This is a genomic window from Streptomyces sp. LaPpAH-108 (assembly GCF_000373625.1).
GTDB lineage: Bacteria > Actinomycetota > Actinomycetes > Streptomycetales > Streptomycetaceae > Streptomyces.
Window position 1 is genome coordinate 88,647 of the sequence record NZ_KB891988.1, and the last position, 21,107, is coordinate 109,753.

18 protein-coding genes are annotated in these 21,107 nt (G+C 72.2%); 12 read left to right on the top strand and 6 right to left on the bottom strand.

What is annotated here, in order from left to right:
• Window positions 1–10: 10 nt before the first annotated feature.
• The 4 genes from B079_RS0106515 to B079_RS0106530 all read left to right on the top strand — a co-directional run bounded on the left by B079_RS0106515 (window position 11) and on the right by B079_RS0106530 (window position 3,885).
• Window positions 11–1,471: a hypothetical protein gene (locus B079_RS0106515; RefSeq protein ID WP_018544970.1), complete on the top strand. Its 1,461-nt coding sequence runs from the start codon at window positions 11–13 to the stop codon at window positions 1,469–1,471.
• Complete coding sequence (locus tag B079_RS0106520) at window positions 1,468–2,205, top strand: ABC transporter ATP-binding protein (RefSeq protein ID WP_051095008.1); 738 nt, start codon at window positions 1,468–1,470, stop codon at window positions 2,203–2,205. The genes B079_RS0106515 and B079_RS0106520 overlap by 4 nt, the downstream gene beginning before the upstream one ends.
• 9 nt (window positions 2,206–2,214) lie before the next feature.
• Window positions 2,215–3,462: an ABC transporter permease gene (locus tag B079_RS0106525; RefSeq protein WP_018544972.1), complete on the top strand. Its 1,248-nt coding sequence runs from the start codon at window positions 2,215–2,217 to the stop codon at window positions 3,460–3,462.
• A gap of 210 nt (window positions 3,463–3,672) precedes the next feature.
• On the top strand, window positions 3,673–3,885 hold the full coding sequence (locus B079_RS0106530; RefSeq protein ID WP_234016774.1) for a DNA-binding response regulator: 213 nt from the start codon (window positions 3,673–3,675) through the stop codon (window positions 3,883–3,885).
• 116 nt (window positions 3,886–4,001) lie between these two features.
• On the opposite strand, the gene B079_RS0106535 is transcribed toward B079_RS0106530, so the two are convergent.
• Genes B079_RS0106535 through B079_RS0106550 form a run of 4 tightly spaced genes read right to left on the bottom strand, consistent with a single transcriptional unit; the run spans window position 4,002 to window position 9,761 of the window.
• A complete protein-coding gene (locus B079_RS0106535; RefSeq protein ID WP_026248418.1) occupies window positions 4,002–5,162 on the bottom strand; it encodes an acyl-CoA dehydrogenase family protein in 1,161 nt (386 codons plus the stop codon).
• Between the two features lie 5 nt (window positions 5,163–5,167).
• Window positions 5,168–6,124, bottom strand: a complete 957-nt coding sequence (locus B079_RS0106540) for a hydroxymethylglutaryl-CoA lyase (RefSeq protein ID WP_018544975.1) — start codon at window positions 6,122–6,124, stop codon at window positions 5,168–5,170.
• A complete protein-coding gene (locus B079_RS0106545; protein ID WP_018544976.1) occupies window positions 6,121–8,130 on the bottom strand; it encodes an acetyl-CoA carboxylase biotin carboxylase subunit in 2,010 nt (669 codons plus the stop codon). Before B079_RS0106545 ends, B079_RS0106540 begins: the two co-directional genes overlap by 4 nt.
• A 14-nt stretch (window positions 8,131–8,144) precedes the next feature.
• Complete coding sequence (locus B079_RS0106550) at window positions 8,145–9,761, bottom strand: carboxyl transferase domain-containing protein (protein WP_018544977.1); 1,617 nt, start codon at window positions 9,759–9,761, stop codon at window positions 8,145–8,147.
• 86 nt (window positions 9,762–9,847) lie between these two features.
• On the opposite strand from B079_RS0106550, the gene B079_RS0106555 reads away from it, so the two are divergent.
• From B079_RS0106555 to B079_RS33690, 6 genes are all read left to right on the top strand, one after another.
• Entirely contained in the window at window positions 9,848–10,444 is a 597-nt protein-coding gene (locus B079_RS0106555) for a TetR/AcrR family transcriptional regulator (RefSeq protein WP_018544978.1), read from the top strand.
• Between the two features lie 683 nt (window positions 10,445–11,127).
• Window positions 11,128–11,691 carry a Uma2 family endonuclease gene (locus B079_RS0106560; protein ID WP_026248419.1) on the top strand — a complete coding sequence of 188 codons (564 nt, stop codon included), beginning with the start codon at window positions 11,128–11,130 and terminating at the stop codon, window positions 11,689–11,691.
• A gap of 84 nt (window positions 11,692–11,775) precedes the next feature.
• A complete protein-coding gene (locus B079_RS0106565; RefSeq protein ID WP_158684946.1) occupies window positions 11,776–12,324 on the top strand; it encodes a hypothetical protein in 549 nt (182 codons plus the stop codon).
• A gap of 133 nt (window positions 12,325–12,457) precedes the next feature.
• Entirely contained in the window at window positions 12,458–13,615 is a 1,158-nt protein-coding gene (locus B079_RS0106570; RefSeq protein WP_018544981.1) for an acyl-CoA dehydrogenase family protein, read from the top strand.
• Between the two features lie 36 nt (window positions 13,616–13,651).
• Window positions 13,652–14,518, top strand: coding sequence for an acyl-CoA thioesterase II (gene tesB / locus B079_RS0106575; RefSeq protein ID WP_018544982.1), 867 nt, complete (start codon window positions 13,652–13,654; stop codon window positions 14,516–14,518).
• A gap of 349 nt (window positions 14,519–14,867) precedes the next feature.
• Window positions 14,868–15,257, top strand: coding sequence for a hypothetical protein (locus B079_RS33690; RefSeq protein WP_158684947.1), 390 nt, complete (start codon window positions 14,868–14,870; stop codon window positions 15,255–15,257).
• Between the two features lie 65 nt (window positions 15,258–15,322).
• Here the strand turns inward: B079_RS33690 and B079_RS0106585 are convergent, their stop codons facing one another.
• On the bottom strand, window positions 15,323–16,108 hold the full coding sequence (locus B079_RS0106585) for a phosphatase (RefSeq protein ID WP_018544984.1): 786 nt from the start codon (window positions 16,106–16,108) through the stop codon (window positions 15,323–15,325).
• Between the two features lie 59 nt (window positions 16,109–16,167).
• Complete coding sequence (locus B079_RS0106590; protein WP_018544985.1) at window positions 16,168–18,420, bottom strand: PucR family transcriptional regulator; 2,253 nt, start codon at window positions 18,418–18,420, stop codon at window positions 16,168–16,170.
• Window positions 18,421–18,613: 193 nt separating this feature from the next.
• Here B079_RS0106590 and B079_RS0106595 point away from each other — a divergent pair, with 193 nt between their 5' ends.
• Both B079_RS0106595 and speB read left to right on the top strand, forming a co-directional pair.
• Complete coding sequence (locus B079_RS0106595; RefSeq protein WP_018544986.1) at window positions 18,614–20,074, top strand: sodium:solute symporter; 1,461 nt, start codon at window positions 18,614–18,616, stop codon at window positions 20,072–20,074.
• A 56-nt stretch (window positions 20,075–20,130) separates the two neighbouring features.
• On the top strand, window positions 20,131–21,102 hold the full coding sequence (gene speB / locus B079_RS0106600) for an agmatinase (protein ID WP_018544987.1): 972 nt from the start codon (window positions 20,131–20,133) through the stop codon (window positions 21,100–21,102).
• Window positions 21,103–21,107: the final 5 nt, after the last annotated feature.

Consider the following 21,107-nt stretch of genomic DNA (forward strand, 5'->3'; position numbering starts at 1 on the left):
GTTGGCCGGGATGAAAGACAACGCCGGGACGAACGACCTCTCGGACATCGAGCCGCTGCCGGGCGACGAACTCGCCGGGGGACCGGAGCCCGGTCACGCCGGGCTGACCAGGCGCTGGCGGTGGCTGGCCGGGATGACGGCCGCCTCCGTGCTGCTCACCGGCGCGGGGGTCGCCGCCGCTCAGCTGATCCGCTCCCCGGCCCAGGCCGCGGCGGAGACCGCGCCACCTGAGGCCGACGTGCTCACCGCGCCGGTGGAACACCGCGTGCTGAAGGACACGGTCGTCCTGCGAGGCACGGTACGCGCCGGGCAGACGGTAGAGGTGGCGCCGCAGAGCTCGGGCGGGGACGGGGCCGGAGCCCCCGTGGTCACCAGGGTGCCGGTCAAGGCCGGCCAGCGCGTCAAGGCCGGTCAGGTGGTGCTGGAGGTCTCCGGCCGCCCCGTGTTCGTACTGCCCGGAGACATCCCCGTGTACCGCGACCTCAAGCCCGGCGCCGAGGGCCGGGACGTGGCGCAGTTGCAGTCGGCCCTGCGCGGTCTCGGCCATGGCACGGGGGCGGACCCGAAGGGCGTCTTCGGCGCGGGCACGAAGTCGGCACTGGCCGGGTACTACTCCTCGATCGGTTACGAGCCACGGCGGGCCGAGGCCGACGGCGGAGACCGGCTCGACGCCGCGCGGGACGCCGTACGGCAGGCCGAGCGCGCTCTTCAGGACGCCGACCGGGGAACCGGGCAGCACGTCGACGGGGGCACCGGGCAGGGCAGCGCCGCGGTCACCCGGCGCCGGGCCGAGCAGGACCTCGCCGACGCACGCGCCGAACTCGCCGAGGCGGAGGCGGTGTCGGGGCCGATGCTGTCCATGGGCGAGGTGGTCTTCGTCCGCGGATTCCCGGCCTTCGTCGACTCGGTCACCGGCACGGTGGGCTCGCGCGTGTCGGGCTCCGTGCTGCGGCTGTCGGCCGGTGAACTGGTCGTCCACGGGTATCTCCCGGAGCACCAGCGGAAGTTGGTCGGTGCCGGACGGGCGGTGCAGATCCTGTCGGAGCTCAGCGGCGAGGAGACCGGTGCCGTGGTGGCCTCGGTGGCCGATACGCCGGAGTCGGGGAAGGCCGCGGAGGGCGAGGACGCCACGGGCGGCGAGGTGCCCCCGCCCGGCTCCTACCGGCTGGTGGTCAAGCCGGACAAGGCACTCACGGCGGGCTCCGCCGGGCAGGGCGTGCGGTTGACCATCGAGTCGGCCTCGACCGAGGGCCGCGCCCTGGTGGTGCCGATCACGGCGGTCTCCGCCGGGGCCGACAGCAGGACGTCCGTCACCGTCCTCGAAACGAACACCACCCGCAGACGGGTGGAAGTCCGGTGCGGTACCCAGGGCGACGGCTATGTCGCGGTGGTTCCCGTCGGCGGACAGGCCGCGCTTCGGCCGGGAGAGCGCGTGATCGTCGGGCTGCGCGGCACAGGTGGCCCGCGATGAGGCGGCTCCTGCGGCGGAGGCGGCCAGTGCCGGAACCTGTCGGCAGTGACACGGTGCTGGACTTCCGTGCCGTCGGCCGCACCTACCCGGGGCCGCCACCGGTGACGGCCCTGCGGTCCGCGAGTCTGTCGGTGCGGCAGGGGGACTTCGTCACCGTGTCCGGCCCTTCCGGCTCCGGGAAGTCCACCTTCCTCAATATCGCCGGGCTCCTCGACACGCCGACCGAGGGGCAGTACCTCCTCGACGGCGTCGACGTCGGCTGTCTCGCCGACGCCGAACGCACCGCCGTACGAGGCCGCCGTATCGGCTTCGTGTTCCAGTCCTTCCATCTCATGCCCCACCGCACCGCGCACGAGAACGTCGAGCTGGGGATGGTGTACGCCGGGGTGCGGCGCCGGGAACGGGCCGAGCGGGCCCGGGAAGCGCTGCACAGCGTCGGTCTCGGCCATCGGCTCGATGCGCTGCCCGGCCGGCTCTCCGGAGGCGAGCGCCAGCGCGTCGCGATCGCACGGGCCCTGGTGGTCCGGCCCGCGCTGCTCCTGTGCGACGAGCCGACCGGAAACCTCGACAGCGCGACGGCCGACGCCGTACTGGCACTGCTCGACGGACTGAACGACCAGGGAATGACACTCGTCGTGATCACTCACGATCCCGCCGTCGCCGTACGGGGGTCGCGCCGCATCACGATCCGCGACGGCGTACTGAGTGAGCCCGTGCCCGCCGCGGCGCGGTGAGGAGAGGGCATGACCAGACCCGGAACACCGCGCGGTGCGGGAATCTCCCCGTCCGTACTGCGGCTGCGCGACCTGTGCGCCGAGGCGGCGGCGGGCATCCTGCAGCGCCCGGCCCGGTCCCTGCTGACCGCCTTCGGCACCGTACTGGGCGTGGGCAGTTTCGTGGCCGTGCTGGGCCTGACGGCCACGGCGTCGTCGCAGATCGACAGCCGTTTCAGCGGCTTGAGTGCCACCGAAGTGACGGTCGAGGACAACGCCAGGAAGCAGAACGAGTTTGTGAACGTCGCGTTCCCCGAGGACGCCGACCAGCGGATCGGGCGGCTCAACGGCGTGGACCACGCGGGCGTGTACTTCACCGTCCGGCTGCCGGACGACGCCACGGTGAGCGCCTCGCCGCAGGCCGATGCCCCCGGCTCGACCTCCCGCACCAAGGTGGTGGCCGCCTCTCCGGGAGTTCTCGCGGCGGCGGTGCCCAGTCTTGTCCAAGGACGTGTCTACGACGGGTTCGCCGAGCGCACGGCCGCTCCGGTGGCGGTGATCGGCGAGGGGGTGGCCGGTCAACTCGGCATCACCACACTGGAGAACGCTCCCGCGATCTTCATCGACGGGGAAGCCTTCTCCGTCGTGGGCATCGTCGGCGATGTGGAACGCAAGGCCGACCTCCTGCTCTCCGTGGTCGTGCCCAGGACCACGGCGGAACGTGTCTGGGGCGAGGAGACCGCCTCGGATCCCACGATGCTGATCTCCACCCGGACCGGTGCCGCCCAGCAGATCGCGGCGGAGGCGGCACTGGCACTGCGCCCCGACCATCCGGAGTACTTCCGCGCGATCGCTCCTCCGGACCCCAGACAGCTGCGGACGTCGGTCGGTTCCGACCTCGACCAGCTGTTCCTGCTGCTCGCCTCCATCTGCCTGGTCATCGGCGCGGTCGGGATCGCCAACACCACGCTGGTGGCCGTACTCGAACGCACCGGGGAGATCGGTCTGCGCAGGGCTCTCGGGGCGCGCGGGCGCCACATCGCCGGCCAGTTCCTCGCCGAGTCGGGGGCGCTGGGAGCGCTGGGCGGCTTGCTGGGCACCGCGATCGGCACGATCACGGTGGTCGCCGTGGCCGTCTTCCGCGAGTGGACACCTGTCGTCCACCCGGCGACGGTGACGGCGGCGCCGTTGGTCGGCCTGGTCACCGGCCTGCTCGCCGGTCTCTACCCGGCGGTCAGGGCGTCACGGGTCCAGCCCGTGGAGGCGCTCAGGCGCTGAGCGTTCCCTTCTGCGGGAACGTGGCGTATTCACGCCATGAGGATGTTGGGTGCTGCGTGATCTTTTGGGCAGTTTTTAAGACGGACTTGTGGAAACCATGGAGATTAGAGTGCCCGGTGAGGTAGCTGTGGTTCCGTCTCTGGGGGATATGCGTTGCGTCGTTCATCGTCACTCGACCAGCTCGATCAGACCGACATGCTGATTGTCCGCATGCTGCATCAGGGACTCGGTGACGCGGCCATCGGCCGAAGACTCGGCATCGGGCACCGAACGGTTCAACGGCGGGTGCGTCAGCTGATGGAACGCTGGAACGTCCCGGGGCGCGTGGCGTTGGGAGCCAGGGCTCAGGAACTCGGCCTGTTCGGCAGCGAGCAGGACGATGTCAGGGCTGTTATGAGCGGTCGGTTCGCCCAATCGGCCTGAACCGCACGCAGTTCGGAGCAGGCGCCGGGCGCCCCTGATGTCCGCCGATCGCGCCGATGGCGCCGGTCGACAGGTGAGCGTGGGCGGCCCGGCCGCGTCCGGGCCGCCCCGGTCCCTCAGCCCGTCAGTCCCAGTTCCCGGGCGATCAGCATGCGCTGGACCTCGCTCGTGCCCTCGCCGATTTCGAGGATTTTGGAGTCGCGCCACATGCGGGCGACGGGGTACTCGTTCATGAAGCCGTAGCCGCCGTGGATCTGGGTGGCGTCGCGGGCGTTGTCGACGGCGATCGTGGAGGAGTAGAGCTTGGCGATGGCGGCTTCCTTCTTGAAGGGGTCGCCGGCCACCAGGCGGGCGGCGGCGTCGCGCCAGGCGAGGCGGGCCGTGTGGGCCTTCATCTCCATGTCGGCGAGCTTGAACTGGATGGCCTGGTTGGTGCCGATGGGGCGGCCGAAGGCGTGCCGTTCCTTGGCGTAGCGCACCGACTCGTCCACGCAGCCCTGGGCGAGCCCGGTGCCGAGGGCGGCGATGGCGATGCGGCCCTCGTCCAGGATGCGGAGGAACTGGGCGTAGCCGCGGCCCTCTTCGCCGAGCAGGTTGGCGGCGGGCACGCGCACGTCCTGGAAGGACAGTTCGCGGGTGTCGGAGGCGTTCCAGCCGACCTTGGAGTACGGCGCCGCGACCGTGAAGCCGGGGGTGCCCGAGGGGACGATGATCGCGGAGATCAGCGGCTTGCCGTCGGGCTTGCGGCCGGTCACCGCCGTCACCGTGACCAGGCCGGTGATGTCCGTGCCGGAGTTGGTGATGAAGCACTTGGAGCCGTTGATCACCCATTCGTTCGTGTCCGGGTCCAGGCGGGCCGTGGTGCGAGTGGCCCCGGCATCGCTGCCGCCGTCCGGCTCCGTCAGCCCGAACGCGCCCAGGATCTCGCCCGCGCACAGCCGGGGCAGCCACTCGGCCTTCTGCTCCTCGGTGCCGAAGAGATGGATCGGCATGGCGCCCAGCGAGACACCCGCCTCCAGGGTGATGGCCACGGACGAGTCGACCCGGGCCAGTTCCTCCAGCGCGATGCCGAGCGCCAGATAGTCGCCGCCCATGCCGCCGTACTCCTCCGGGAACGGCAGCCCGAACAGGCCCATGCGGCCCATCTCGCGGACGATCTCGTACGGGAACTCGTGCCGCTCGTAGAAGTCGCCGATCTTCGGCGCCACGACATCGTGCGCGAACTCCTCGACCGTACGGCGGAGTTCCTCCAGCTCGGGGCTGAGACGGTGGTCCATGCTGATCACTGGTCCTTGTCGGGCTGAGTCGTGTTGCCGAGGGCGCGGACGGTTCGGGAGGGGCTCGGGCGGCCCAGGTGCCCGGCCATCCACACGCTGGTCGCGGTCAGGCGGTCGAGATCGACGCCGGTCTCGATGCCGAGGCCGTGCAGCATCCAGACCAGGTCCTCGGTGGCGAGGTTCCCGGTGGCGGACTTGGCGTAGGGGCAGCCGCCCAGGCCCCCGGCGGAGGCGTCGACGGTGGTCACACCGTGCTGGAGGGCGGCGAAGGTGTTGGCGAGCGCCTGGCCGTAGGTGTCGTGGAAGTGCACACCGAGGGTGTTGGTCGGCACGCCCGACTCGTTGAGCAGGGCGAGCAGTTCGAGCACATGGCCCGGGGTGGCGACCCCGATGGTGTCGCCGAGGCTCAGCTCGTCGCAGCCCATGTCCCTGAGCGCGGTGCACACCTTGACCACCTGGTGGAGCGGGACGGCGCCCTCCCACGGGTCGCCGAAGCACATCGACACATAGCCGCGCACATGCGCGCCCGCGTCCTTGGCCTGCCGCACCACCGGCTCGAAGACGGCCAGCGACTCGTCCACCGTGCGGTTGAGGTTGGCCTTCGCGAAGGACTCGGTGGCGCTCGCGAACACCGCGATACGGCGGGCGCCGAGCGCGAGGGCCCGGTCCAGGCCGCGCTGGTTGGGGACCAGCACCGGGAGGTCCGCGTCCAGATCGCCGAGAAGCGGGAACAGCTCCTCCGCGTCGGCCAGTTGGGGCACCCACTTGGGGTGCACGAAGCTGGTCGCCTCGATCGTCGTCAGGCCCGCGTCGGCGAGCCTGCGGACGAACTCCGCCTTCACCGCCGTCGGTACGGCCGTCTTCTCGTTCTGCAGGCCGTCGCGCGCGCCCACCTCGTGGATGCGCACCCGGGCCGGGAGATCCGGCGCCGGTACGACCATGGGCAGTCCCTCGGTGCTCACTCCGCCGCCTCCTTCGGCTCGATGACCGCCAGGACCTGGTCCATGGCGACCGTGCTGCCGGGGGTCACGTCGAGTTCGGCGACCGTGCCCGCGTGCGGGGCGGAGACGACGTGCTCCATCTTCATCGCCTCCACCACCAGCAGGCTCTGCCCCGCCTCCACCTCGTCGCCCACGGCCACCTTCACCACCGTCACCGTGCCGGGCATCGGCGCGGTGAGGGAATCGGCGCCCGCGTGCGCGGAGCGGGTGAGGGACGCGGCGACGGGGTCGTGGTCGCGGACCTGCCAGGCGTCACCGTCGCGGCCCAGCCAGGTGCCGTCCGGCAGCGTGGCGAAGGTGTACGACACCCCGTCCAGCTCGCACGCGAAGCGGTGGCCGTCCGCCGAGAAGGCTCCCGGAGTCGCCCGGACCGGGGTGTCGGCGCCGTCCGGCAGCAGCTCGGTCCTGCCGTCCGCGGTGCGGCGCACTCGCACGGTCACCGGCTCCTGGCCCGGCACCCGAAGGGGGTGCGGCGTCCAGGCGCGCGCCCCGCCGAGCCGCCACCCGTCGGCTGCGCCGAACGGGTTCACCCAGCCGGTCCCGGCTTCCGGGGCGAGCGCCGCTTGGCGCAACAGCGCCGCCGCCTCGTACACCTCCGGCGGAACGTCCGTGGAGACCAGCTCGTCCACCACCCGCTCCACCAGACCGGTGTCCAACTCGCCCGCCACCACCGCCGGATGCGCCAGCAGCCGCCGCAGGAACCCCGCGTTGGTCGGCACGCCCAGCGTGACCGTCTCCGCCAGGGCGCCGCGCAGCTTCCGCAGGGCCGTCGCGCGGTCGGGGCCGTACGCGATCACCTTGGACAGCATCGGGTCGTACAGGCTGCCGACCTCGGTGCCCTCGGAGAGGCCGGAGTCCGTGCGGACCCCGTCGCCCTGGGGCTCGCGGAGGAGCAGGACCGTGCCGCCGGAGGGGAGGAAGCCGCGGGCGGGGTCCTCTGCGCAGATGCGGGCTTCCACCGCGTGTCCGGTGAGCCGTACGTCCTCCTGCGTGAAGCCCAGCCGCTCACCGGCGGCGACCCGGAGCTGCCACTCGACCAGGTCCAGGCCCGTGATCAGCTCGGTGACCGGGTGCTCCACCTGGAGGCGGGTGTTCATCTCCATGAAGTAATAGGAGGAGGGGTCGCCGCCCGGCACGATGAACTCCACCGTGCCCGCGCCCCGGTACCCGCACGAGCGGGCCGCCTGCACGGCCGCCTCGCCCATCGCGGCGCGGGTCGTCTCGTCGAGCAGGACGCTGGGCGCCTCCTCGATGACCTTCTGGTGGCGCCGCTGGAGGGAGCACTCGCGCTCGCCGAGGTGGACGACATGGCCATGGCCGTCGGCCAGGACCTGGATCTCGATGTGCCGGGGGCGGTCGATCCACCGCTCCACCAGCAGCGTGTCGTCGCCGAAGGAGGCGCGGGCCTCGCGGCGGGCGGCGGCGATCTCCTCCTCCAGGGCGGAGACGTCCCGGACGAGACGCATCCCCTTGCCGCCGCCGCCCGCCGAGGGCTTGAGCAGCACCGGGGTGCCGATCTCCCGCGCGGCGTCGGCCAGTTGGGCGTCGGTCAGGCCGCTGCCGCTGGAGCCCGGCACGACCGGCACCCCGGCCGCCGCCACCGTCTCCTTGGCGCGGATCTTGTCGCCCATGAGGGCGATGGCGTCGGCGGACGGGCCGATGAAGACCAGGCCCGCCTCCTCGCAGGCGCGCGCGAAGGCGGCGTTCTCGGCGAGGAAGCCGTAGCCCGGGTGGACGGCCTGGGCGCCGGTGCGGGCGGCGGCGTCGAGCAGCCGCTCCACCGACAGATAGCTCTCCCCGGCGGGCGCCGGGCCGATCCGGACCGCCGTGTCGGCCTCCCGGACGTGCCGCGCGTCCGCGTCGGCGTCGGAGAAGACCGCCACCGAGCCCACGCCGAGCGCGCGGAGCGTCCGGATCACCCGGACGGCGATCTCGCCCCGGTTGGCGACCAGCACTGTGTCGAACACGATTCCCCTCCCTCTCACATCCGGAAGACGCCGAACCGGGGCTCTCCCAGCGGCGCGTCGGCACAGGCCGTCAGGGCGAGGCCCAGGACCTGGCGGGTCTCCAGCGGGTCGATCACGCCGTCGTCCCAGAGGCGGGCGGTGGCGTAGTACGCGCTGCCCTGGCCCTCGTACTGCGCGCGGATCGGCGCCTTGAAGGCGTCCTCGTCCTCGGCGGACCACTCCTCGCCGCGCGCCTCCAGCTGGTCGCGCTTGACCGTGGCGAGCACGGAGGCGGCCTGTTCGCCGCCCATGACGGAGATCTTGGCGCCGGGCCACATCCACAGGAAGCGGGGGGAGTAGGCGCGACCGCACATCGAGTAGTTGCCCGCGCCGTACGAACCGCCGACGACGACCGTCAGCTTCGGTACGCGCGTGCAGGCGACGGCGGTGACCATCTTGGCGCCGTGCTTGGCGATGCCACCCGCCTCGTAGTCCCTGCCGACCATGAAGCCCGAGATGTTCTGCAGGAAGACCAGCGGGATGCCGCGCTGGTCGCACAGCTCGATGAAGTGGGCGCCCTTCTGGGCGGACTCGGAGAAGAGGATGCCGTTGTTGGCGACGATGCCGACCGGGTGACCGTGGATGCGGGCGAAGCCGGTGACCAGGGTCTGGCCGAACTCGGACTTGAACTCGCTGAACCGCGAGCCGTCCACCACGCGGGCGATGATCTCGCGGACGTCGTAGGGGGTGCGGGAGTCGACCGGGACCGCGCCGTACAGCCCATGGGGGTCCACCTTGGGCTCCACCGGCGCCGTGACCTCCCAGGGGGCGTCCTTGGGGGCCGGGAGGGTGGCGACGATGTTCCGCACGATCCTGAGCGCGTGCGCGTCGTCCTCCGCGAGGTGGTCGGTGACGCCGGAGACGCGGGAGTGGACCTCGCCGCCGCCCAGCTCCTCCGCGGTGACGACCTCGCCCGTCGCGGCCTTCACCAGCGGGGGGCCGCCGAGGAAGATCGTGCCCTGGTTGCGGACGATGACCGCCTCGTCGCTCATCGCCGGGACGTACGCCCCACCGGCCGTGCACGAGCCGAGGACGGCGGCGATCTGCGGGATGCCGGCGGCCGACATGCGGGCCTGGTTGTAGAAGATGCGGCCGAAGTGGTCGCGGTCGGGGAAGACCTCGTCCTGCATGGGGAGGAAGGCGCCGCCGGAGTCGACCAGGTAGACGCAGGGGAGGCGGTTGTCGAGGGCGACCTCCTGGGCGCGGAGGTGCTTCTTGACCGTCATCGGGTAGTAGGTGCCGCCCTTGACCGTGGCGTCGTTGGCGACGATCACGCACGTACGGCCGCTGACCTTGCCGATCCCGGCGATCACCCCGGCGGCGGGGGCCTGTCCCTCGTACATCCCGTCGGCCGCGAGGGGGGCCAGCTCCAGGAAGGGGGAGCCGGGGTCGAGCAGCGTGTCCACCCGGTCCCTGGGCAGCAGCTTGCCGCGCGCGGTGTGGCGGGCGCGCGCCTTCTCGCCGCCGCCGAGGGCGGCCCGCGCGAGCTTCGCGCGCAGCTCCTCGCCGAGAGCGAGATGGGCCTGTTCATTGGCCCGCCAGGCCTCCGACGCGGGATCCGCCGCGCTCGTCAGCTCCGGTGCCTCGTGCATCCTGCGAACCCCTCACCTTGTTAATGAGCGTTAACGCATTTCCCTCAGGTTAACGACCGCTAACCTCGCTGTCTAGAATGAACCGCATGGCCAGCAGAACCGATGCCCCGACCCGGCGCCAGCAGATCCTCAGGGAGGCCGCGCGCCTGTTCGCCGAGCGCGGCTTCCATGGCGTCGGCGTGGACGAGATAGGAGCGGCGGTCGGCATCAGCGGCCCCGGTCTCTACCGGCACTTCCCCGGCAAGGACGCGATGCTCGCCGAGCTGCTGGTCGGCATCAGCGGCCAGCTGCTGACCGGCGCCCGGCGCCGCCTCTCGGAGGCCGACGGCCACGCGGACGCCTCCGCCGTCCTCGACTCCCTCATCGAGGGCCACATCGACTTCGCCCTCGACGACCGCCCGCTGATCACCCTCCACGACCGCGAACTCGACCGCCTCCGCGAGAGCGACCGCAAGCTGGTCCGCCAGCTCCAGCGCCAGTACGTCGAACTCTGGGTGGAGGTCGTCCGCGAGGTCCACCCCACCCTCACCGAACCCGCCGCCCGCTCCGCCGTCCACTCCGTCTTCGGCCTCCTCAACTCCACCCCCCACCTCGGCCGAGCGGGCACCCTCCCCGGCCGGGGGGCCACAGCAGCGCTGCTGCACCGGATGGCCCGGGGGGCGTTCGCGTCGGCGGGGGTTTGAGGCTCGGCCGGGGCGGTGGCCTGCGCGGGGGTGCGTGCACCCAGCCAGCTCGGCTTTTCGTCGCCCGGGCCGCGTGGGCGTGCTTCCCTGCCGGGTCTACGGCGGTGTTCGTGCGGCGGGTGAGCGCGGCTCTGCCGGTGTGCTGGCCTGTGCGGGGGTGCGTGCGCCGTCCAGCTTCGCTTCGTCGCCCAGGCCGGGTGGAGATGCTTCCCTGCCGGGGTCTATGACGGTGTTCGCGTCGGCCGGGGGGCTGAGGCTCCACCTGGGAGGTGGCCTACGCGGGGCGCGTGCACCAGCCAGCTCCGCTTCCTCGCCCGGGCCGCGTGGGCATCCTTCCCTGCCGGGCCTACGGCGACGTTCGCGTCGGCGGGTGAGCGCGGCTTCGCCGGTGTGCTGGCCTGTGCGGGGGTGCGTGCGCCGTCCAGCTCCGCTTCCTCGCCCAGGCCGGGTGGGCGTGCTTCCCTGCCGGGTCTACGGCGGTGTTCGCGTCGGTGGGTGAGTGCGGCTCCGCCGGGGCGCTGGAGTCATGGCCCGTGTGAGGGGGCGCGCCCGTCACCTTCACCCCTCCACTCCACCCGGGCCGAGCGGGCACGCTTCCCCGTCTGGGCTCTGCCGCGCCGGACGGCACGGGGGGAGCACGCGCGTCGGCGGTCGGCCGGGGCTTCGCCGGTACGCTGCGGCCCGTGGACTACGCCAGGATGCGTGTGCTCGCCGACGAGCCGGGTGCCTTCGCCGAAGGGCTCGAAGGGGCGTGGCGCGTCGAGATCGGGCCGGAGGGGCCCTCGCTGGCGCTGCGGCGTCGCCCGAAACGCCACGCGGGGATCGTCCGCAGCCTGCGCGCGCAGCTGGACCGGCAGCTCCGCGCGACCCACCCGGACCACGTCTGCGCGTCCCCGCCCATCGAGCACCCCGCCCTCGGCCGGATGCTCCACCCGGACGCGGCGGTCGTCCCCGAGGCGGCCCTGGACGAGGATGGCCCGGCGGTGAACGCCTCACAGGTGCCGGCATCCGTCGAGGTCGCCGCTTCGGCGGACGGGGGCACCGCGAGGCCGACCGCGTTCGCCGCCCTGGGCATCGCCCACCACCTGGCCGTCGACCCGGCCGTCGGCACCATCGAGGTCCACTCCGACCCCCGCAAGGGCCGCTACGCCCGCAAGGACGCCTACATCTTCGGTGACACGGTCCCCTTCGGCCCCTGGCTGATCGACACCGGCGACTTCCGGCGGTACGGCAAGACCGGCGGCTGAAAACCCCGCGACGAAAAGGCTGTTCCCGCAGGTCAACCCTGTGGTCTCATTCCCCGGGGGATCGGCAAACAGGGGGGAGTTCCGGTGCGTGCTCGGGTTTTCAGAGGGGTCGCGGGCGCGGTCGTGCTCGTGGGGGTGCTGACGGCGGCGGCCGGGGGTGACGGCGGGAGCGGGGATGCGCAGGGGCGGGCGCTGGCCGGGAGGGGGGGCGAGATCGGCAATGAGCATGTGCGGGTGGGGGCCGAGTACTGGGTGACGATGCCGGTGCAGCGCAATGTCACCGGGGAGCCGCTGACGGTGCTGCGTACGCGGTGGGTCCATGTGCCGCGCAACGTGAAGGTGGTCCGGTACGGCGTCGTCACCGTGAAGGAGACCGGCGGCGCCGTCCTCGGGGCGGTCGAGCCGAAGGATCTGCGCCGCGATGTCGGCCTCACGCACGTGGGCGCCGAGCGGCCCGTCGAGATACCGGCGCACAGTGAGACGGAGGCGTATGTCCTCGCCCTGGTGAAGGTGACCGGGCCCGTGCGCGACCACCTCTCCGGTTACCGCGTCCGGTACCGCCAGGGCGCCGTGGAGTACCGGCAGGATCTCGACTGGGAGGCAAGGCTGCGACCGCACCCCGAGGACGCGTGAGACCCGGGAGCGTGACGAGCGTTACGGCCGATGCCCTCTGGACGGGGTTCCGTACTCGCCGGTAGGCTCGTCTGAGCAAGCGCTTAGACATGCGTCATGCCCGATGTCATGCCGAGTACGTGGAGGTGGCGGCGTGCGCCGTACGGTGTTCAACGAGGATCACGAGGCGTTCCGGGAGACCCTTCGGGCCTTCATCGAGGCCGAGGTCGTGCCCGTCTACGACGAGTGGTTCGCGGCCGGGCAGGCTCCCCGCGACTTCTACTACAAGCTCGGCGAGCTGGGCATCTTCGGGATCAACGTCCCGGAGGAGTTCGGCGGCGCGGGCATGGACAGCCACAAGTTCGAGGCCGTCCTCTACGAGGAGACCGCCCGCGCGGGCGTCCAGTTCGGCGGCTCCGGCGTGCATGTGCTGCTCGCCCTGCCGTACATCAAGATGCTGGCCACGGAAGAGCAGAAGAAGCGTTTCCTGCCGAAGTTCGTCACCGGCGAGGAGATGTGGGCCATCGCGATGACGGAGCCCGGCACCGGCTCCGACCTCGCGGGCATGAAGACCACCGCCAAGCTCTCCGAGGACGGCACGCACTACGTCCTCAACGGCGCCAAGACCTTCATCACCGGCGGCGTCCACGCCGACAAGGTCATCGTCTGCGCCCGTACCTCCGCCCCGAAGGAGGACGACCGCCGCTTCGGCATCTCCCTCTTCGCCGTGGACACCAAGTCCGAGGGCTACTCGGTGGGCCGCAAGCTCGACAAGCTCGGCCTGAAGACCTCCGACACCGCCGAACTCGCCTTCGTGGACGTCAAGGTCCCCGTCGAGGACCTGCTCGGCGAGGAGAACAAGGGCTTCTCCTACCTCGGCCACAACCTCGCCTCCGAGCGCTGGGGCATCGCCTTCGGCGCCTACGCCCAGGCCAAGGCCGCCGTCCGCTTCGCCAAGCAGTACGTGCAGGACCGCACGGTCTTCGGCAAGCCGGTCGCCCACTTCCAGAACACCAAGTTCGAGCTGGCCGCCTGCCAGGCCGAGGTCGACGCCGCCGAGGCCGTCGCCGACCGCGCCACCGAGGCGCTGGACGCCGGTGAGCTGACCCCCGCCGAGGCCGCCTCCGCGAAGCTCTTCTGCACCGAGGTCGCCCACCGCGTGATCGACCGCTGCCTCCAGCTGCACGGCGGCTACGGCTACATGAACGAGTACCCGATCGCCCGCCTGTACGCGGACAACCGCGTCAACCGCATCTACGGCGGCACCAGCGAGATCATGAAGACGATCATCGCGAAGGACATGGGCCTGTAAGGCCCCCGAAATGACTGGCCGATACCACTACACGTCATGAGCCAGGCACTTCAGGACCTCCTCGATCTGCTCGACCTGGAGCGGATCGAGGAGGACATCTTCCGCGGGCACTCCCGCTCCGCCGTCGTCCCCCGCGTCTTCGGCGGCCAGGTCGCGGCCCAGGCGCTCGTCGCCGCGGGCCGCACCGTCCCCGCCGACCGTCACGCGCACTCCCTGCACGCCTACTTCCTGCGCATGGGCGACCCCGGAGCGCCGATCGTCTACAGCGTCGACCGCATCCGCGACGGCCGCTCCTTCACCACCCGCCGCGTGGTCGCCGTCCAGCACGGCAAGCCGATCTTCCATCTCTCGGCGTCCTTCCAGACGTACGAGGACGGTCTCGACCACCAGTCCGTCATGCCGGACGCGCCCGACCCGGCCACGCTGCCCACCTCCCAGGAGCGGCTGCGCGGCTACGGCCATCTCGCCCCCGAGATCGTCGAGCGCTTCCTCCAGGCCCGCGAGGCGATCGACCTGCGCTACGTGGACGAGCCGCCGTACGGCGCGTTCGGCACCCCGCGCGAACCGCACAGCCAGGTCTGGTTCCGCACCAACGGCAAGCTGGACGACGACCCGTTGCTGCACGTCGTCCTCGCGACCTACGTCTCCGACATGACCCTGCTCGACTCCGTGCTGCTCGCGCACGGGCGCGGAGGGTGGGCCGTCGGCGACGTGGTCGGGGCCTCCCTCGACCACGCGATGTGGTTCCACCGCCCCTTCCGTGCCGACGAGTGGCTGCTGTACGACCAGGAGTCACCGTCCGCGCACGGCGGCCGGGGCCTCGGTCAGGCCCGCATCTTCACCCGGGAGGGACAGCTCGCGATCTCGGTCGTCCAGGAGGGTGTCGTCCGCGTCCCGCGCTGAAATATCATCGTCAACAACCTTTTACCCAAGGGGACTTGACGACAGAATCAGATACATGGTTGCTCGAAGTGACGAGTGGCGCATGGGGTACTAGGCTCTAACAGTGAAAGCCGCAACGCACGGTTTGCCCGGCCGACGAGCTTCCGGACGCCCGGATCTCAGCCGCAGCACCCGATGACGCACAGCGTACGGATGACTGACAGGCGTCGGCGGTTCCACATCGTGCCGCTCAGACATTGCGGTGACATCTGAAGACCGCGCCGCATCTTCCTCTTTACGCGGCGACGGCCATCCACCTCGCCCCCAGACAGGGGATACGCGAGAGACGATGGAGATGGAAGGTATTCCCATGCGATCACAGCGCACGAGGCGCCTCGTCGCGATGTCCGCCACCGGCCTGCTGCTGGCCGGAGGAGCCGCGATAGGCACCGCGGGCACCGCCTCTGCAGCCCCGTCCCACAGCAACGACCACAGTTCCTACGGCAGGGACTGGGACAGGAACCACCACAACAACTGGTGGAACGACAACGACAGGGGCCGTCACCACCACAACAACTGGTGGAACGACAATGACTGGGGCCGGGGTGACTGGGGCTACGGCCACGGCCACGGCGGCCATGGTCACGACGGCTACGGCCACGGAGGCTACGGCCACGGCGGTCACGGCGGCGGTCATGGCGGTGGCCATGGCGGTCACGGCGGCGGTCATGGTGGCGGCCACGGTGGTCACGGACGCTGACTCACTCACCGCGATCTGAGCGCGATGTGCGGCCCTGGACGGGGCCGTGCATCGCGCTCGGCGCGTTAGAGCCCCGCTTCTGCCAGCAGATACGCGGTCATGGGGTCGTAGAAACGAGGGCTGACCACATGGTCGTCGAGCGGCACCGCCACCTGGAGGGTGCCCTCGGACTCGGCGAGGAAGAGCGCCGGGTCGTTGCAGTCGGCGTAGCCCACCGCGTCCACGCCGTGCTGCGCGGCGTACCCGGCCCAGCCGTGATCGGCCACCACGAGATCGGGCAGCGGGCGCCCGGCGCGCTCAAGTCCGGTGAGAATGGCGCGCATCGGCTCCCCTGAGTGGGTGTGCCAGAGCGTCGCGCCGTGCTCCAGGACGGCCACGTCCGCGAACTGCATGACGTAACCCTCCTCCGTCGTCAGCCCGTCGGGGATGACGACGATCTCGCAGCCCGCGGCGCGCAGCGCGGCGGCCGTGGCGCGGTGCACGTCGAGCAGGCCGCCGGGGTGCCCGGTCGCGAACAGCACCCGCTGCTCGCCCTCGGCCGCCTTGCGCAGCTGGGCCGCCATCCGGTCCAGCGCGTCCACGGTCAGTTCGGGGTCGATGGTGTCCTGGCCGTAGCGGTGGCCCGGATCGTCGTTCACCCCGACCCGCTCGGCCATCACCGCGAGCACGTCCTGCTCGTCGGACCAGCGGTCGCCCAGCTCGAGACCGAGCCAGAAGTGACGGTCTCCGTTGGCGAGCCTGCGGTAGTGGGAGAGGTTGTTCTCGCGGGGAGTGGCGACGTCGCCCGCGATACGTGTTCTCACCAGATGCTCGACCAGTTCGGCGCGGCTGGGTGTCCCGGGTATCGGCATGCCCCCCATTGTGGGGCAGCGGGCCGGGTGCCGTCTCCGCCCTCGCACCGGTGCGGGCCTCAGCCCCGGCGCAGCGCGAACCACAGCTCCATCCGTACGTCCGGATCGTCCAGATCGGCCCCGAGCAGGGCCGCGCAGCGGGCGATCCGCTGGCGCACGGTGTTGCGGTGGACGCCCAGCGCGACCGCCGTACGGTCCCAACTGCCGTGCAGCGAAAGCCAGGCGTGCAGCGTCTCGGCGAGCGCGGGGCCCGCGGCGAGCGGGGCGAGCAGGGCGCGGGCGTGCGCCTCGGCGTCCGCCGGGGGCACCAGGTCCGCGAGGCCAGGGCGGGCGCCGTGCCGCACCAGCGCGGTACGCGTCGCACGGGCGCGGGCCAGCGCGCGGGCCGCCTGCGCGTCGGCGGCGGCCCAGTCCGCGGGCCGCGCGGGCGCGCTCACCCCGAGCGTCCACCCGGGCTGCGGCTCGGGCTCCCGCCCGGCGGGCACCAGCACCCGTACGGCCTCCCGCGCGAGGTCCGTCAGCGGCGACCCCAGCGCCGCCCCCAGCGCGGCGGCGGCCACGGCGTCCGGCGCGCGCCCCTCGGGCCGCGCGTGCACGACGACCCACGGCTCCGGCCCCGGCCGCAGCAACGGCACGACCTCCTCCGGCGCGGCCCCCAGCAGCAACCGCACCAACGCCGACGACCGGTCCGCCCCCGCCCCGCTCTGATGCTCCCCGGTCAGCAACGACAGCAGCACGGCGGCGACGGACGCGATGGTGTGATCCCCGGCGGTGCGCTGCGCGGCGGCCACCCCGAGCACGAACCCGCCGTTGCTGCCGAGGGCGTAGGCGGAGAGGTGGGTGCCGTGGTGGGTGTCGGTGGCGGAGGAGGGGGCCTGGCGGCCGGCCGGGGTGGGGGCGGTGGTGCCGGGGCGGTGGGGTGGGGTGTGGCCGGGCCGGGTGTCGGGGCCGGGCGTGGGTGCGGCGCTGTGGCCCGGGTCGGGGGTGACGGCCGTGCCGGGGCGGTGGGGTGGGGTGTGGCCAGGCTGGGGGTCGGGGCCGGGCGTGGGTGCGGCGCTGTGGCCCGGGTCGGGGGTGACGGCCGCACCGGGCGTCCGGTCGGCGCCGTGGGGCGGCTGGGGGAGGGCGCTCAGCTGTCGCGTGCCGGGGGCGGTCTCCGCTGGTGACTCGGTGCCGGGGGCCGTCCGCCGTGCGTCCTGGCCCGGCCCGGGTGCGGACGGCCCGCCCGGCTGCTCACCGGGTACGGCTCGGGTTCCGGGGCCGGTCGCGGGTGTGGCTGGTCCCGAGTGTGCTGCGGCCGGGTTGTCGCCAGGGGCTGGTCCGTCCGCCGGGCTGCTGCCCGGTGGGCCGCCGGGTGCGGCTTGAGTTCCGGTGCTGGTCGTGGGTGTGGTCGGTCCCGAGTGTGCTGCGGCCGGGTTGTCGCCAGGGGCTGGTCCGTCCGCCGGGCCGCTGCTCGGTAGGTCGCCGGGTGCGGCTTCGGGGGTGGGTGTTGCCGGGCCGGGGTGTCCTGCGGAGGGGGCGTCGCCGGGTGCCGGGCGGCTGCCTGGCTGTCGGGTTCCGGGCGCGGTGGCCGCGCTGCGGTCAGGGGTCGGGCGGCTCTCGCCGGTTTCCGTCGCGTCGCGCTCCGGTGTTCGGTCCTCGCCGGGTGCCGGGGTGGGCAGCGGGCGTACCACCGACGCCAGCCGGGCCAGTGCCTCCCGAGGGTCCGGGGTCGTCGTGCGGCCCGCGGCGGCGATCGCCGTGCCGTCGGGGCCGTAGAGCACCGCGTGGGCCGCGAGGCGCTGGGCGAGTTGGCGGAGGACGGAGGGGACCGGGTCGGGGCGGGAGGCGGCGGCGGTCAGGCTCTGCTGGGCCTCGGTGACGCGGCGGAGTTCGGCGAGCCGGGCCTGGGCCATCAGCTGCCAGACGGCGCGGGCGATGCCGGAGAAGGTCGTACGGGGCGGGACTTCCAGCAGCGGCAGGCCGTACGCCTCGCACGCCGCGACCAGCGCGCGCGGCACCGTGTCGTGCACCGGGGCGAGACCGAAGCCGAGTGCGGCGCCGCCCGCCGCGACGATCCGGGAGACGTAGTCGTCGAAGTACGCCCCCGACCCCGCCGCCTCCGGGACGTGCACCCCCGCCGTGAGCAGCAGCTCGCCGCCCAGGAGATAGGGGTACGGGTCGGCCATCTCCGAGGTGTGCGCCCAGTGGATCACCGTGTCCGGGTCCTCGGGGCCCGCGATCTGCCGCAGCCCCAGGTCCTCCCGCGCGAGCAGGGCGGAGAGCGGCACGGGTGGGGTCGGCGGCACGGCCGGGGTGATCGGGTCCGTCATGCTGTGCGATTCCTCCGTCCCACCCCGTTCGAGTGGATGAAACGTACACTTCGCAGTCGCTTTCCGGCCACCTAATCTCTAGGCGGAACGGCAGCCACGGGTACGGGCGGATGTCCCCGTGAACCGCTGCCGTCGCACCCCCACGACACCGCACGACACGCCACCGGACTGCGCGCGAAGGAGGGCCCCGCTCATGGCCGTCGACTACACAGTGATCGTCGTCTATCTCGTCGGAATGCTGGCCATGGGCTGGTGGGGGATGCGCCGGGCCAGGTCGAAGAGCGAGTTCCTGGTGGCGGGCCGCCGCCTGGGCCCCGCCATGTACTCCGGCACCATGGCCGCGATCGTCCTCGGCGGCGCGTCCACCATCGGCGGCGTCGGCCTCGGCTACAAGTACGGCCTCTCCGGCGCCTGGATGGTCTTCGCCATCGGCCTCGGCCTGCTGGCCCTCTCGGTGTTCTTCTCGGCCCGGATCGCCCGCCTGAAGGTCTACACCGTCTCCGAGATGCTGGATCTGCGCTACGGCGGACGGGCCGGGGTCATCTCCGGCGTCGTCATGTGGGCGTACACCCTCATGCTCGCCGTGACCTCCACCATCGCCTACGCCACGATCTTCGACGTGCTGTTCGACATGAACCGCACCCTCGCGATCGTCCTCGGCGGCTCCATCGTCGTCGCGTACTCCACCCTCGGCGGCATGTGGTCGATCACGCTCACCGACATGGTGCAGTTCGTGGTGAAGACCATCGGCGTCCTGCTCCTGCTGCTGCCCATCGCCGTGGTCAAGGCGGGCGGCTTCTCGGAGATGAAGGCCAAGCTGCCCACCGAGTACTTCGACCCGCTGGGCATCGGCGGCGAGACGATCTTCACCTATGTGCTGATCTACACCTTCGGCATGCTGATCGGCCAGGACATCTGGCAGCGCGTGTTCACCGCCCGCGACGACCGCACCGCCAAGTGGGGCGGCACGGTGGCGGGCACCTACTGTCTGGCCTACGCCGTCGCGGGCGCCGTCATCGGCACCGCCGCCAAGGTCCTCTACCCCAAGCTGGCCAACCCGGACGACGCGTTCGCGACCATCGTCAAGGACGAACTCCCCATCGGCGTACGGGGCCTGGTGCTGGCCGCCGCCCTCGCCGCCGTGATGTCCACTTCCTCCGGCGCCCTGATCGCCTGCGCGACCGTCGCCAACAACGACATCTGGTCCCGGCTGCGCGGCCTGGTCCGCCCGGGCGGCGAGGAGCACGACGAGGTCAAGGGCAACCGCGTCTTCATCCTGATCATGGGCCTCGCGGTGATCGGCACCGCCATCGCCCTGAACAACGTGGTCGAGGCGCTGACCGTCGCGTACAACCTCCTCGTCGGCGGCCTGCTCGTGCCCATCCTCGGCGGGCTGCTGTGGAAGCGCGGCACCGTGCAGGGCGCGCTGGCCTCCGTGATCGTCGGCGGCCTCGCGGTGATCGGCCTGATGGCGGCCTACGGCATCCTCGCCAACGAGCCCGTCTACTACGGCCTGCTCGCCTCCCTCGCCGCCTATGTCGTCGTCTCGCTGGCCACCAGGCCCACCGACGAGCGCGTCCTCGCCGTCTGGCGCGACCGCCTCGCCGGGAAGTCCCCCGAACTCGCGTCCGAACCGGTCCCGGCTCACCAGTAGAGTCGTACGGAAAGCAGTACATGCGCGACGAAGCGCAAGGAAGAAGGCATTTCACGATGAGCAGCTCCGAGACGCCCCGCGGGCCCGTCGACTCCTCCCGCGTCCCGCGCTACGCGGGCCCCGCCACCTTCGCCCGGCTGCCCCGGCTGGACGAGGTCGGCCGCGCGGACGTCGCCGTGGTCGGCGTGCCGTTCGACTCCGGCGTCTCGTACCGGCCGGGCGCCCGCTTCGGCGGCAACGCCATCCGCGAGGCGTCCCGGCTGCTGCGCCCGTACAACCCCGCGCAGGACGCGTCCCCCTTCGCCCTCGCGCAGGTCGCGGACGGCGGCGACATCGCCGTGAACCCGTTCAACATCAACGAGGCCGTCGACACCATCGAGGCCGCCGCCGACGACCTCCTCGGCACCGGCGCCCGGCTGATGACGCTGGGCGGCGACCACACCATCGCGCTGCCGCTGCTGCGCTCGGTCGCCAAGAAGCACGGCCCGGTCGCGCTGCTGCACTTCGACGCACACCTGGACACCTGGGACACGTACTTCGGCGCCGAGTACACCCACGGCACCCCCTTCCGGCGCGCGGTGGAGGAGGGCATCCTCGACACCTCCGCGCTCTCGCACGTGGGCACGCGCGGCCCGCTGTACGGCAAGCAGGACCTCACGGACGACGAGAAGATGGGCTTCGGCATCGTCACCTCGGCGGACGTCTACCGGCGGGGCGCCGACGAGGTCGCCGACCAGCTGCGCCAGCGCATCGGGGACCGCCCGCTGTACATCTCCATCGACATCGACTGCCTCGACCCGGCCCACGCTCCCGGCACCGGCACCCCCGAGGCGGGCGGCATGACCTCCCGCGAGCTGCTGGAGATCCTGCGCGGCCTGGCCTCGTGCAACCTGGTCTCGGCGGACGTGGTGGAGGTCGCCCCGGCCTACGACCACGCCGAGATCACCTCGGTCGCGGCCTCCCACACCGCGTACGAACTGACCACGATCATGAGCCGTCAGATCGCGGCGGCCCGGAAGGACGCGTAAGCGCA

What these genes read in the sequence shown, in the direction of transcription:
- B079_RS0106515 (WP_018544970.1), top strand. Translation starts at nt 11, where the DNA reads ATGAAAGACAACGCCGGGACGAACGACCTCTCGGACATCGAGCCGCTG.
- B079_RS0106520 (WP_051095008.1), top strand. Translation starts at nt 1,468, where the DNA reads ATGAGGCGGCTCCTGCGGCGGAGGCGGCCAGTGCCGGAACCTGTCGGC.
- B079_RS0106525 (WP_018544972.1), top strand. Translation starts at nt 2,215, where the DNA reads ATGACCAGACCCGGAACACCGCGCGGTGCGGGAATCTCCCCGTCCGTA.
- B079_RS0106530 (WP_234016774.1), top strand. Translation starts at nt 3,673, where the DNA reads ATGCTGCATCAGGGACTCGGTGACGCGGCCATCGGCCGAAGACTCGGC.
- B079_RS0106535 (WP_026248418.1), bottom strand. Translation starts at nt 5,162, where the DNA reads ATGGACCACCGTCTCAGCCCCGAGCTGGAGGAACTCCGCCGTACGGTC.
- B079_RS0106550 (WP_018544977.1), bottom strand. Translation starts at nt 9,761, where the DNA reads ATGCACGAGGCACCGGAGCTGACGAGCGCGGCGGATCCCGCGTCGGAG.
- B079_RS0106555 (WP_018544978.1), top strand. Translation starts at nt 9,848, where the DNA reads ATGGCCAGCAGAACCGATGCCCCGACCCGGCGCCAGCAGATCCTCAGG.
- tesB (WP_018544982.1), top strand. Translation starts at nt 13,652, where the DNA reads ATGAGCCAGGCACTTCAGGACCTCCTCGATCTGCTCGACCTGGAGCGG.
- B079_RS33690 (WP_158684947.1), top strand. Translation starts at nt 14,868, where the DNA reads ATGCGATCACAGCGCACGAGGCGCCTCGTCGCGATGTCCGCCACCGGC.
- B079_RS0106585 (WP_018544984.1), bottom strand. Translation starts at nt 16,108, where the DNA reads ATGCCGATACCCGGGACACCCAGCCGCGCCGAACTGGTCGAGCATCTG.
- B079_RS0106590 (WP_018544985.1), bottom strand. Translation starts at nt 18,420, where the DNA reads ATGACGGACCCGATCACCCCGGCCGTGCCGCCGACCCCACCCGTGCCG.
- B079_RS0106595 (WP_018544986.1), top strand. Translation starts at nt 18,614, where the DNA reads ATGGCCGTCGACTACACAGTGATCGTCGTCTATCTCGTCGGAATGCTG.
- speB (WP_018544987.1), top strand. Translation starts at nt 20,131, where the DNA reads ATGAGCAGCTCCGAGACGCCCCGCGGGCCCGTCGACTCCTCCCGCGTC.